General features: G+C 65.6%; 9 protein-coding genes. All 9 read left to right on the forward strand.

Annotation, left to right across the window (positions count from 1 at the left end; genetic code table 11):
* Positions 1-323 precede the first annotated feature (323 nt).
* Positions 324-1,226 carry a tyrosine recombinase XerC gene (gene xerC, locus FBR05_11870; protein ID MDL1872880.1) on the forward strand — a complete coding sequence of 301 codons (903 nt, stop codon included), beginning with the start codon at positions 324-326 and terminating at the stop codon, positions 1,224-1,226.
* 115 nt (positions 1,227-1,341) lie between these two features.
* Positions 1,342-1,881, forward strand: a complete 540-nt coding sequence (gene hslV, locus FBR05_11875; GenBank protein MDL1872881.1) for an ATP-dependent protease subunit HslV — start codon at positions 1,342-1,344, stop codon at positions 1,879-1,881.
* Positions 1,882-1,883: 2 nt separating this feature from the next.
* Positions 1,884-3,230 (forward strand): ATP-dependent protease ATPase subunit HslU, encoded by a 1,347-nt coding sequence (gene hslU, locus FBR05_11880; GenBank protein MDL1872882.1) that lies wholly within the window; start codon positions 1,884-1,886, stop codon positions 3,228-3,230.
* A gap of 47 nt (positions 3,231-3,277) precedes the next feature.
* On the forward strand, positions 3,278-4,177 hold the full coding sequence (gene argB, locus FBR05_11885; GenBank protein ID MDL1872883.1) for an acetylglutamate kinase: 900 nt from the start codon (positions 3,278-3,280) through the stop codon (positions 4,175-4,177).
* 130 nt (positions 4,178-4,307) lie between these two features.
* Complete coding sequence (locus FBR05_11890; protein MDL1872884.1) at positions 4,308-5,516, forward strand: acetylornithine transaminase; 1,209 nt, start codon at positions 4,308-4,310, stop codon at positions 5,514-5,516.
* On the forward strand, positions 5,513-6,424 hold the full coding sequence (argF, locus tag FBR05_11895; protein MDL1872885.1) for an ornithine carbamoyltransferase: 912 nt from the start codon (positions 5,513-5,515) through the stop codon (positions 6,422-6,424). Before FBR05_11890 ends, argF begins: the two co-directional genes overlap by 4 nt.
* 182 nt (positions 6,425-6,606) lie before the next feature.
* Entirely contained in the window at positions 6,607-7,815 is a 1,209-nt protein-coding gene (locus tag FBR05_11900; protein ID MDL1872886.1) for an argininosuccinate synthase, read from the forward strand.
* Positions 7,816-8,081: 266 nt separating this feature from the next.
* Entirely contained in the window at positions 8,082-11,696 is a 3,615-nt protein-coding gene (locus FBR05_11905; protein ID MDL1872887.1) for a helix-turn-helix transcriptional regulator, read from the forward strand.
* An 83-nt stretch (positions 11,697-11,779) separates the two neighbouring features.
* Positions 11,780-13,518, forward strand: a 1,739-nt coding sequence (locus FBR05_11910; GenBank protein MDL1872888.1) for a pyridoxal-phosphate dependent enzyme, incomplete at its 3' end; no start/stop codon positions are given.

The following is a 13,518-nucleotide window of genomic DNA, read 5'->3' on the forward strand; positions in this document are numbered from 1 at the left end:
GTCGAGGGTTATGTCGAATCGGCCGCGAGGGGGCTCTACTCCGGGTTGGTCCTGGCCGAGCGCCTGGCCGGCCGCGAGCTCCCGGTGCCCCCGCCCGACACCGCGCTGGGCGCCTTGGTGCGGCACATCAGCGAGGCCTCCGAGGGGGATTTTCAGCCGATGAACGTGAACTTCGGATTGATGGAGATCCCCCCGGCGTACCGGCGCAAGGAAAAGCGCCTGGACTTGGCGCGGCACGCGCTGGACCGACTGGAAAACTGGGCGCGGCGGGCGGGAATAGGGGGCGCGGCGGCGCCGGCCCGCTCCGCAGCGGGGGCGCCCGCATGAACCGCGTCGAGGAATTTTTAAATTACCTGCGGACCGAGAAGAACTGCTCGGCCCACACGCTGAAAAACTACGCCATCGACCTGCGCGAGCTGACGGCCTTTCTCAAGGAAGTGCACCCGGAGTGGGTGAAAGAGGGTGAGGTCCAATGGGAGTGCCTGCCGTTGCTGCCGCTCCGTGCCTACCTGGCCCGGGCCCACGGCCGGCTGAAGGCCAGCTCGCTGGGCCGGCGCATCGCCTCGTTGCGCAGCTTCTACAAGTTTCTGGCCAAGCGCGGCCTGATCCAGCGCAACGTCGCCCTGGAGCTGTCCGCCCCCAAGCTCCCCAAGACGCTGCCCAAATTCCTCGACGTCGACGAGGCCTTCCGCCTGATGGAGCTTCCCCAGGGCGAGGGCTTCGAGGCGCGGCGCGACCGGGCCATTCTCGAGCTGTTTTATTCCAGCGGCCTGCGCATCGGCGAGCTGACGGCCCTCAAGACCGCCGCGCTCGACCTGAAAGAAGGCATGGTGCGGGTGCAGGGCAAGGGGCGCAAGGAGCGCCTGGTTCCGGTCGGACAGAAAGCCCGAGCGGCCCTGGTGGCCTACCTGGAGGTTCGCCCGCAAATCCGCGTCCAGAGCGGTTTTGAGGACTTCGTTTTCCTGGGCAAGCAGGGCAAGGCGATCCATCCCCGGGTGATCGCCAAGCGCCTGCAAGACTACGCCGTCCAGCTTGGCCTGCCCAAGAAGGTGACCCCGCACATGCTGCGGCACAGCTTCGCCACCCACTTGATGAACAACGGCGCCGATCTGCGTGGAATCCAAGAGCTATTGGGCCACTCCAGCCTCTCGACGACGCAGAAATACACCCATATTAGCCTTGACAAGCTGATGGACGTCTACGACAAGTCGCACCCGAAGGCCTGAGGGGACGCGGGCTTGGGGGGTTGCGGCGAGGAGAGTCGCGCGAAAATAATTTTTTACGAGGCCTTGACGGCGATTCCGCCCGTAACCAGGTAAGGCTTTTTCCCAGGAGTTTCCTTTGGACAAGACTTTTCATGCCACCACCATCCTCGCCGTCCGCCGCAACGGCCAAGTCGCCGTCGCCGGCGACGGCCAGGTCTCCTTCAACAACACGGTGATGAAGTCGGGCGCCAAGAAGGTACGCCGGATGAAAGAGGGCAAGGTCGTGGCCGGCTTCGCCGGCTCCACCGCCGACGCCTTCACGCTCTTCGAAAAATTCGAGGCCAAGCTCGAGCAGTTCAACGGCAATATCACCCGCGCCGCCGTCGAGCTGGCCAAGGACTGGCGCACCGATCGCATCCTGCGCCGCCTCGAGGCCATGCTGATCGTCGCCAACCACGAGAAGACCTTCACCCTCTCCGGCAATGGCGACGTGATCGAGCCCGACGACGGGATCGCCGCCATCGGCTCGGGAGGGCCCTACGCCCTGGCCGCGGCCCGGGCCCTGCTGCAAAACACCCAACTGAGCGCCAAAGAGATCGCCCTAGCCGCGATGAAGATCGCCGCCGACATCTGCATCTACACCAACGACTCCGTCACCCTGGAAGAGATCGAATAGCCATGAAAGCCGTCAACTTCACCCCCCGCGAGATCGTCTCCGAGCTCGACCGCTACATCATCGGCCAAAAGGCCGCCAAGCGGGCCGTGGCCATCGCCCTGCGCAACCGCTGGCGCCGCCAGAACGTCGCCCCCGACCTGCGCGACGAGATCGCCCCCAAGAACATCATCATGATCGGGCCGACCGGCGTCGGCAAGACCGAGATCGCCCGCCGTCTCGCCAAGCTGGCCAACGCGCCCTTCATCAAGGTCGAGGCCAGTAAGTTCACCGAGGTGGGCTACGTCGGCAAGGACGTCGAATCGATCATCCGCGAGTTGACCGAGACTGCGGTCAAGATGCTCCGCGAGGAGGAGACCGCCCAGGTCCAAGCCAAGGCCGAGGATATGGCCGAGGAGCGCCTGCTCGACCTGCTCCTGCCCACCACGCCCAAGCCCAATCCCGCCGAACCCGAGGGCGCGGCGGCCCCCACCCGGGAGAAGCTGCGCCAGCAACTGAAAGAGGGCAAGCTGAACGACCGCAGCGTCGAGCTGGAACCTTCCGGCCCGCCCGCCGGCGTCATGCCGATGTTCGAGGTCGTCTCCGGTCCTAATCTCGACGAGCTGGGCGCCAACCTCAAAGAGATGATGTCGGGCCTCTTCTCGAAGGGCCGGAAGCGCAGCAAGCTGAAGGTCCCCGAGGCCCTCAAGGCCCTGGCCCAGGAAGAGGCCGCCAAGCTGATCGACATGGACGCGGTCACCAAGCGCGCCATCGAACGGGTCGAGCAGAGCGGGATCGTCTTCCTGGACGAGATCGACAAGATCGCCGGAAAAGAGTCCCAGCACGGGCCCGACGTCTCCCGCGAGGGGGTGCAGCGCGACATCCTGCCCATCGTTGAGGGCAGCAACGTCAACACCAAGTACGGCATGGTGCGCACCGACCACATCTTGTTCATCGCGGCGGGCGCCTTCCACGTCTCCAAGCCCAGCGACCTGATCCCCGAGCTGCAGGGCCGTTTTCCGATCCGGGTCGAGCTCGATTCCCTGGGCAAGGGCGATTTTTTGCGCATCCTTCAAGAGCCCGCCAACTCGCTGACCAAGCAGTACGAGGCCCTCCTTGCCACCGAGCAGGTGAAGGTCCAGTTCACCCCCGACGGCCTCCAGGAGATCGCCGAGTTCGCCGCCGTGGTCAACGAGCGTACCGAAAACATCGGGGCCCGGCGCCTCCATACCATCATGGAGAAGGTCTTGGACGAGATCTCCTTCGAGGCCCCCGACCGCCGGGGCCTGGAGCTCAAGGTCGACGCCGCCTATGTCCGGGACAAGCTGGCCGACGTGGTCAAAGATCAGGACCTCAGCAGATACATATTGTGATTTTCTAAGAATATCGCTAAAAAGGCCCTTCCTTTTTCGGAGCCTTTATGAGCGATCCCACCCTCGACCACCTGGTGCAGCGCGCCTCCGTCCTCATGGAGGCCTTGCCCTATATCCGCCGCTTTTACGGCAAGGTCATCGTCATCAAGTACGGCGGCCACGCCATGGTCGACGAGAAGCTCAAAGAGAGCTTCGCCAAGGACATCATCATGATGCGCTACATCGGGATGATCCCGATCGTCGTGCACGGCGGAGGCCCTCAGATCGGCAGCTTCCTCAAAAAGATGGGCATCGAGTCGAAGTTCCACCAGGGCATCCGCATCACCGACGAGGCCACGATGGACGTGGTCGAGATGGTCCTGGTGGGCAAGGTCAACAAGGAGATCGTCGGCTTGATCAACCAGCACGGCGGGCGGGCGATCGGGCTCTCCGGGAAGGACGGCAAGCTGCTCAAGGCCCGCAAGCTCGCCGAAGAGAAGGTCTCCTTCGACCGCGACGGCGTCAACGAGATCATCGACCTGGGCCGGGTCGGCAATGTCTCCGAGGTCAACACGGCCATCTTGAGCCTGCTCGAGAAGGACAACTTTATTCCGGTCATCGCGCCCGTCGGGGTCAGCGAGGCCGGCGAGGCGCTCAACATCAACGCCGACCTGGTCGCCGGGGCCATCGCCAGCGCCCTGCAGGCCGAGAAGCTGGTCCTGCTCACCGACGTCGAGGGGGTGAAAGACGCCAAGGGCAAGCTGATCAGCGAGCTCAGCGTCTCCAAGGCCACCAAGCTGATCGACGAGGGCGTGATCCAAGGCGGGATGATCCCGAAGGTCAGCTGCTGCATCCGCGCCCTGGCCAGCGGCGTGCGCTCGGCGCACATCATCGACGGGCGGCAGACGCACGCGGTCTTGCTGGAGATCTTCACCGACAAGGGCGTCGGGACGATTTTGCATGAATAACGCGGGCTTGATCCTGCGTGGTGCCGTGGGGTATCTTTCGGAAGTAAAAAGTTAATAGGTTGCCATCGCTGTAGGGGCCGTTCGCGAACGGCCCCTACGGATTTTGCGGCAAGTCCAAAATTATTTTTATATGAACAATGCGGAAATCATCGCCCTCAGCGACAAATATGTGATGAAAACCTACGCCCGCCAACCCGTCGCCTTCGTCCGCGGCAAAGGAGCCTACCTTTGGGACGCCGACGGCAAGAAGTACCTCGACTTCCTGGCCGGCATCGCGGTCAACGGGCTGGGCCACAGCCATCCGGCGATTACCGAGGCGGTCGCCGCCCAGGCCGCGCGGCTCGTCCACACTTCCAACCTGTTCTACAACCAAAGCCAGGCCGAACTGGCCGAGCTGCTCTGCCGGCATTCCTTCGCCGACAAGGCCTTCTTTTGCAACAGCGGCGCCGAGGCCAACGAGGCGGCGGTCAAGCTGGCGCGGATCTACCAAAAACAAAAGAAGGGCGAGGGCAGCTTCGAGATCCTCACCATGGAGAAGAGCTTCCACGGCCGGACCCTGGGCATGATCGCGGCGACGGGGCAGGACAAGGTCAAGAAGGGCTTCGAGCCCCTGCCCGAGGGTTTCCGCCACGTCCCCTACGACGACCTGCCGGCCCTGGCCGCGGCGATGAGCGACAAGACCTGCGCCGTCCTGCTCGAGCCGGTGCAGGGCGAGGGCGGGGTGCGTTATCCCGCGGAGGGCTATCTGCGGGGCGTCCGCGAGCTTTGCAAGCAGCACGGCGCTTTGCTGATCTACGACGAGGTGCAGTGCGGGATGGGACGCACCGGCAAGCTCTTTGCCTACGAGCATTCCGGCGTCGCCCCCGACATCATGAGCCTCGCGAAGTCGCTGGGCGCGGGGCTCCCGATCGGCGCCTGCCTTGCCACCGACGAGGTGGCCCGGGCCTTCCAGCCGGGGAGCCACGCCTCCACCTTCGGCGGCAATTTCCTGGTCTGCGAGGCGGCCAAGGCCTTCCTTCGGGTCTTGCTCGAGGACGGTTTCCTCGAGAAGGTGCGGCAGACGGGCGCCTATTTGGTCGAACGCCTACGCGGTCTGCAGAAGAAACACCCCTGGATACGGGAAGTCCGGGGCGAGGGGCTGATGGTCGGCGTCGAGCTGGAGATCCCCGCCAAACCCTTGGTCGATGCCGCCCTAAACGAGGGACTCGTCATCAACGCGGCCCAAGAGAAGATCTTGCGCCTGGTACCCCCGCTGAACATCGGCAACCGCGAGGTCGACGAGGCCGTCGACCTGCTCGACGACGTCTTCGCCCAGGCCCCCGGAGGCGCCTCCGCATGAATCAGCCCAGGCACTTTCTGACCCTCTTCGAGTACAGCGCAAAGGAACTGATCGACCTGCTGGTCCTGGCCGACGAGCTGAAGGCCCGTTTCAAGAAGGGGAAGGAAGACAACAGTCTCAAGGGCAAGATCCTCGCGATGGTCTTCGAGAAATCCTCGACCCGCACCCGGGTCTCCTTCGAGGCCGCGATGCTGCAGCTGGGCGGCCACGCGATCAACATCACGACGACCGAGAGCCAGCTCGGCCGCGGCGAGACCTATGAAGACACCGCCCGGGTCCTTTCGCGCTATTGCCAGGGCATCATGCTGCGCACCTTCTCGCAGGCCAACCTCGAGAAGATGGCCGAGGCCTCCTCGGTGCCGGTGATCAACGGGCTCACCGACCTGTTCCATCCAGTCCAGGTGATGGCGGACCTGCAGACCATCCTCGAGGTCAAGAAGACGCTGAAGGGACTCAAGGTCACCTACGTCGGCGACGGCAACAACTTGGCGAACACCTGGATCAACGCGGCGATCGTCCTGGGCTTCGACCTCAACGTCTCCTGCCCGCCGGGCTACAAGCCCTCGGGGGCCCTGCTCAAGCAGTTCGGCAAGACCCACGATAACGTCCAGATGGTCGAGGACCCCATCGAGGCGGTGAAGAGCACCGACGTGATCTATACCGACACCTGGTTCTCGATGGGACAGAAAGAAGACGAAAAAAAGCGGCAGCTCTTCGCGCCTTACCAAGTCAACCGCGAGATGCTCTCGCACGCGGCCGACGACGTAATGGTCCTGCACTGCCTTCCCGCGCACCGCGACGAAGAGATCACCAGCGAGGTCTTGGACGGCCCGCACTCCTACGTGTGGGAGGAGGCGGAGAACCGGCTGCACGTGCAGAAGGCGATTTTAAAGACTCTCATGGGGTAATCCGCTCTTGTAGATCGTGCGGCCTCCGTAGGGGCCGTTCGCGAACGGCCCCTACGGGTGCGGTAAAATGCCAAATAAGTTTTCGGCAAGGTCTCTGTAGGGGGTGGAGCATTAACCCCCATGGATTTTGCGAATTAATTTCGTTTTTCATGAAAAGAAATATGGTCATTTAGGAGACTCCTATGCCCGACAAAATCAAAAAGGTTGTCCTCGCCTACAGCGGCGGACTCGACACCTCCGTCATCATCAAATGGCTGATCGAGCACTACGGCTGCGAGGTCGTGGCCTTCGCCGCCGATCTGGGCCAGGGCGAAGAGCTCTCGCCGCTCCAGGAGAAGGCGATCAAGACCGGGGCCAGCAAGATCTACATCGAGGACCTCAAGGAAGAGTTCGTCCGCGACTTCGTCTTCCCGATGCTCCGGGCCAACGCGATCTACGAGGGGGCCTACCTGCTGGGCACCTCGATCGCGCGACCACTGATCGCCAAGAAGCAGATCGAGATCGCCCAAAAAGAAAAAGCCGACGCGGTCAGTCACGGGGCCACCGGCAAGGGTAACGACCAGGTGCGCTTCGAGCTGACGTATTACGCCCTGCAGCCCGGCATCCACGTCATCGCCCCCTGGCGCGACTGGACCTTCAAGTCCCGCAGCGACCTGATCGAGTATGCCGAAAAGAACGGCATCCCGGTTCCGGTCACCAAGTCCAAGCCCTACAGCTCCGACCGCAACCTGCTGCACATCAGTTTCGAGGGCGGCATCCTCGAGGACCCCTGGAACGAGCCGCCAGCCGACATGTTCCTGCTCAGCAAAAGCCCGGAGGCTGCGCCGGACAAGCCCACCGTCATCGAGGTCGACTACGAGAAGGGAAATCCGGTCGCCGTCAACGGGCAGAGGCTCTCGCCCGCCGCCTTGCTGGCCAAGCTGAACGAGATCGGCGGCGAGAACGGGGTGGGGCGGGTCGACCTAGTCGAGAACCGCTTCGTCGGCATGAAGAGCCGCGGCGTCTACGAGACGCCGGGCGGCACTATCCTGCACGCCGCGCATCGCGCGATCGAGTCGATCACCCTCGACCGCGAGGTGCTCAAGATCCGCGACTCGTTGATCCCGACCTACGCGGCCCAAGTCTACAACGGCTTCTGGTACGCCCCCGAGCGCGAGCTCCTGCAAGGCCTGATCGATGAGGCCCAGCAGCGCGTCAGCGGCACCGCCCGGCTCAAGCTCTACAAGGGCAACGTCACCGTCACGGGACGCAAGTCGCCGAATTCGCTGTTCAGCGAGGACTTCGCCACCTTCGAGAAGGACACGGTGTACAATCAGAAGGACGCGGAGGGCTTCATCAAGATCAATGCCTTGCGCTTGAAGATCCGTTCCTTGATGCAGCAAGCTCGGTAGTATAACTTATTGAAAATATTTATATTTATTGATGGTGGCCCCGCGAATTCCGGGGCCATTTTTTTATTCCTTGACCTCTCGCCGTGCGGGGAGTTCCACTTACCCTGGTCGCCAAAATTTTGCATTCTTAACAGCCTTGACTAAGCCCGCGGGATTCGCCTCCCGCGGGCTTTTATATTTTCATTTCAAGCCCTTGCGCAACTTCCCCCCGGCTGGGCCGAAGATGGGCCAATACGTAAATTTCGGGGCATTTCAACGGGTTCCTCATGATTCGGGTGGATTTTTCCGCGAACTTTCGCCGCAGCGGTGGATGGGGAGGGCGCACAGGACCGCAGGGTCCCGAGCAAGGCTCGCCCCTGCCTCTCGAGCGCGAGCGGGTCTTGGCAGGCCTTGCCTTCCGTGATCCGGCCTTGCGGGCCGAGCTGCGCGCCTTGGCCGCGGAGACCGATCCGGAATTGTTTTGCGAGGGCCTGCTGGGGATGGGGCAGCGGCTGGAGCGGGGCGGGGATTTAAATTCCGCCGCAAGTGTTTATGCAGCCGTCGTAGGGACTGAACATGTTCAGCCCCTACGGAGCCGGGCTGAGGCGCGGCTCGACGCGATCCTGGGCCGCGGCCCCTTCGGCCCGCGGGCCGAATTCCTCCTCCGCCACTTCGCCCGCGAGGCCTCGCGCCCCGACATGATCCTCGGCATGACCGCCGCCGGCCTGGTCGCTTCGGGCGTTCGGCTCGGCGTCTTGAGCCGGCTTGCGGCCTCGCCGACCGCTGCTTGGTTCAACCGCGGGGCGGGCGCTGCGCTCACCGCCTCGGCCGCCGCTTTTCTGCCGGAGACCGCGGCCTTTTGGTCCGCCGCGCGGCTCTGGAACCTCGCGGCGGGCGAGCGCCTGGATTGGACGGCGGCCGGGATCGGCAGGGAATGGGCCTCGCTGGCCTTGACTCTGGGCTTCCTCAAACTGGGCGGCGCCTTGAGCCGTGGGATCTTTCATCGGGCCCACGGTATCGACCCGCTCGCGGGCAGCGCCGCGCGACTCCCGGGTTTCACCCGTCTCTCCCGACCGCTCTTCGAGCAGATCGGCGTCTTTTCCGGGATCCATTTCGGCCACTGGGCCGAGGCCCGCCTGGGGCTGCGCCCGCAAGACCCCCACGCCAATCCCTGGTTGGAGAGCCTCGCCACGCTCCTGCACCTGCACGTCGGCGGGCGCCTGGCCCATCACGCCTGGGGGCCGACGCAGGCGCGGCGCATGCGCGCCCTGGCGCTGCAAACACGTCAGGTCGAGGCCTGGGGCGCCCTGGCCGCTCGGTCCGAGGCTTGGGGGGAATTCCGGTGGCCCACGGTCTACGCCATGGCCATGAGCGATGCCGGAGGCGGCGGTCCGCGTGGGCCGAGGGAGATTTGGGGCGAATGGATCGGGGCGCGCGAGCGACCCGCGCCCAAGTATTACCGGACCCCGGTTTATGAATACGGCGACGCGGCGGAGTTTCTCGACGGCCTGCGGCAGGCGAGCCGCGGCCTGGGCCCCGAGGTGCGCTGCCTCTTCGTCCAGGTGGAATCCCAGAACGGCTACGGCGAGGCGGCGGGGCTGCGCGAGCTCTTGCGCTCGCATCCCAGCCTCCAGGAGATCCGACTGCGCTTCCTCGACGGGCGCCTGGTCTGGCTGGTGAAAGACGAGGGGGGACGCGTAGTCTCGGAATCCGAGGAGGGCGATCCCAACGACCCCGTGCACCTCGGTCACGACCTGCCGCTCGAGGCGGTCTTCAAGGCGCGGCTGCGCCCGCGTTGGTCGACTCGCCGGCCGACCGGTCCCTTGCATGAAATGCTGGGTGAGGCGCGGAGGAATGCCGGCTTGGACCTGCCGGAAGTCGCCCGGCGCCTTTTGGAAGAGCCGACCCTGCGCCGCGAGCTTTCTTTCTACCGCGGCGCCTTTCGCGGCGTCGCCGACCTCAGGGCCTGGGAAGCGGGGCCGGAACGTGCGATTCCCTTTCCGCTGCTGCGCGCCCTGGCCGGGATCTATGGGCAGGACCTTCGGACCTGGATCGCGGCCTCCAATCGCGACCTCCACCCCGAGATCCCGCGCCGCATTTGGGAGGGCGCCTATTATCCGCTGTACCTCGAGACGAAGACCGACCTCGATCGCGTGCGGGAGTATGGCGCGGCGCCGGAGGGGAGGGGGCGCGGCTCCTTCGGTTGGCGGCTCTTCGAGGCGAGAAAAAATCCCGACCAGTATTTTAGCTCGGGCGCCTTGGCCGAGCGGGTGGGGATCCTGCCCAAGATGCTGCACGACTTCGAGCGCAACCATCATTCGCCCAACGCCGCGACGCTGCGGGCCTTGGTCGAGGCCCTCAACCTGACCGAGGCCGATCTGGCCGGAACGGTCTCCCGCACCTTCCACCCCGACCTGCCCTTGGCCGAGCTCTTTCCCGGCCAGGAGATCTTCCTCACGCCGCACAGCCTCGACGCCGCCAAGGTCGCCGCCTACGCCCGTGAGCCGGGGAGCCTGGGGCAATACCTCTTCGCCGCGCGCAAGCTGAGGCCGGGCTTTCCCTCCGCCGATGAAGTCAGCGTCGAGCTGGGCCGCAATCCCAACTACTTCGGACAGCACGAGTCCAACGCCGTCCACTTCGGCCGGGACAATCTCCACGAGTGGCTCTGGCTCTGGGACCGCATGGCCTTGCCGCGCGAGCTGTTTTTGGAAATCGCCGAGCGGAGGCACGGCATCCCGCGCGGGGATCCCGCCTATCTCTTGGCAGAGGCCCTGGAGGGGAGGAGCCTCGAGCAGGTCCAGGCGGAGAGCGAGATCAGCACCAAGACCCTGAGCGCCATTCTTCAGCAGCGCAACAATCTGGTGACGCCGGCGAGCCTGCTCAGCCTCAAGGAGGCCCTGCCGCGCCTGGACGCGGCGCGCCTTTACCTGCACTACTACCCGGAGCTGCCGTATTTCTTCCCGGAGCTCTCCGGCGCCGGCGAGCCCAGCCTGCGGGTCGATCCGCAGCGGTTGCCGGAAATATTCCGCCGCTTCCACTTGGGCGAGGCCCTGTTCGCCCACCGCATGAACGCCGACCCTCCGCTCAGCAGCGTCGAGCTCGCCGAGCGCCTGGGCTGGGACAACCCCACGGTCGGCCGCCACGAGCGGCAATTCTCGCGCATCGAGGACGACGCCGGCCTGCGGCGCCTCTCCGAGGTCCTGGGCCTGAATCCCGGCGAGCTCTACCTTTATTTCCGGCCGGAGGTCCTGCGGCTCTTTCCCCTGCGGGACCCCGCGGGCGAGCCGTGGACGCTCTCGGAGGAGGCCTATCGGGCGCTGCTTTCCTCCAATCACGGGAGCTACGATCGCCACAACCTGCGCCGCCGCCTCTCGCCGGAGATCCTCCGGCTGCCCGCCCAGCAGGACGAGAACGGAAACATCGACCCGGTGCTGACTTTGGCTCGGGCTCACGGGCTGGAGACCGGCCAGGCCCAGAAGCTGTTGGACCCGGCGCGGCCGCTCAGCGACGCCGACCTACGGTGGCTCGCGGAGCGCTTCCCGCGGCTTTCCTACCGCGAGTGGTACGAGCACTTTCACCGCGCCGAGCTCGCCTTCTTCCTGGGGCGGCGTGAGGACGGCGCCATCGACTATCGTCTCCCGGAGGGCCTGGACTTCGCGGGTCTGGAGCGCTTGGACCTGGTCTCGCGCATCGAGGCGCGCTCGCGCGAGGCCGGGGGCGCCGTGCCCCTGTCGGTCCTGCGCAGCCTGCGCAAGAGCGGGAACCCCGGCGAGCGCAGCCTGGTGCAGATTTCCCGCTGGACGGGGCTGGACCGGAGGCTCTTATTCCTGTATTTCCGCCGGGAAGATTTGAGGCCGTTTTTGGAAGGCCGGGGTCCGGCTGCTTCCGAGGGCCGCGAATGAAGGATGAATACCGCAGCGGCATGGCGGGATAGGGTTCTTCGGACAAGTTTTAGCATGAACCAAGGAAAGGTTTTTGGGGCATCATGGAATTACTCTCCGCAGCTTCTAGCTCTCGCTTGGACGCCGCCGCCCGAGCGGAAATCCAATCGCTTCAACATGAGACCGACCCGGCCTTGGCCGCCGAGGCCTGGCTGGCCTTCGCGGGGCGGCAGGAGCAAGCCGGTCGGATCGAAACCGCCGCCGAGATATATGCCAACGCCGTAGGGGCCGTTCCCCCCTTAACGGGGGACAAGCGCGAACGGCCCCTACAACGTAGCGCTCAGGCGCGACTTGATGCCATCCTCGGCGGCGGTCCGTTCGGTGCCCGCTTCGAATTTCTCGCGCGAAATTTCGCCGCCCAGGCCGCCGATCCCGCGATGCTGGCGGGGATGGGTGCCGCCGCGACCGTCTCCTCGCTTGTCCGCCTGGGCGCCTTGTCGCGCCTGGTCGCGGCGCCGACGGCGAACCTCCTGATGCGCGGCGCGGGCGCCCGCTGGCTTGCCGCCGGCGCGGCCTTCGCGCCCGAGGTGGGCGCCTTCTGGGGCGCGAGCCGGCTCGCCAACGCCGCCCTGGGGCGCGAGCAGGCCTGGGACGCGCGCAGTGTCTCCCGCGAGTTTGCGAGCCTGGGCCTCGGTCTCGGTCTTTTGAAACTGGGCGGCTGGGCGAGTCGCGGCCTCTTCGACCGCGTCCACGGCATCGATCCTATGGGCGGGGCGGCGGGCCTCCCCGCGCTGACGCGCTGGTCGCGTCCGCTGGCCGAGCAGGCCGGCCTCTTTGCCGGCATCGGCCTGGCCCACTCTCTCGAGACGCGGCTGGGCCTGCGCCCCGCCGGTTCCGCGGGGAGTTTTTGGAGCGATTCGCTCGCGACCTTGCTGCAGTTCCACGTCGGCGGCCGCTTAAGCCGGGAGCTCCTGGGCCCGCGGCATGCGGCCTGGATGCAGGGGCTCGCGCTGCGGACCCGCGGCCTGGAGGCGCCGAGGACCGCGGGCGGCGGCGGGTCCCTGGAAGGCATGGACGGGGGACTAGGGATTTTTTTCCAAGCGGCGACGCCGGAGGGTCTGCGGCTGCCAGTGCCGCGTCCCGAAGTGGGTCCGCGAATTTCCAACGTCGCGATGATGTCCCATCTCGAGGGCGACACGAGAAATCTCGTCCCCTCGGGTTCGGGAGGAGCCAGGCGCTGGGAAAGCAACGGCTCCGCGGAGCAGCAGCGTCGCCTGATCGTCCGGGTCGGCGTCGAGCGTCGAATTGAGGCCGGTGATCCCGAGTATTTCACGCCCGAGCGCCTGGGCATGCTGCCCTCGCGGCTGCGCCGCGGCTTCTTCACCCGCTCCGAGCACGCCCGTATCCAGCACGCCATCCGCCGCTACTTGAACGAGCGCGGCTTGCAGACCTTCCCCCTCGACCATCCCCTGGTTCAGGAGCGCATCGCGCAGCTTTGGCGCAACCCCCGCGCCGGCGCGGCCTTCTCCGAGCGCCTCGAGGGGACGCTGCGCGAGATCGAGCGGGCGAAGGAGTCCCTGGCCTCGATGAGCTTCGCGGACGGCACGCGCTTCGAGCCTTCGCGGTTCCGTCGCAGCGAGGGGCTGTCCCAAGAGCTCGGCACCGAATTTTTCTTCCTGAACGACGCAGCCCGGCCGACGGGCTCGTTCAAGGAACGCGGCGCCTTGGTCGAGGTACACCGCGTCGCACAGGCCGGCGCCCTCCACGTCGTCACCGCCTCGCACGGCAACCACGGCCTCGCCGTGGCGCTCGCCGCGCAAAAGCTGGGCCTGCGCAGCACCAT

The sequence above is a fragment of the Deltaproteobacteria bacterium PRO3 genome, from assembly GCA_030263375.1.
In the GTDB taxonomy this organism is placed as follows: domain Bacteria; phylum UBA10199; class UBA10199; order DSSB01; family DSSB01; genus DSSB01.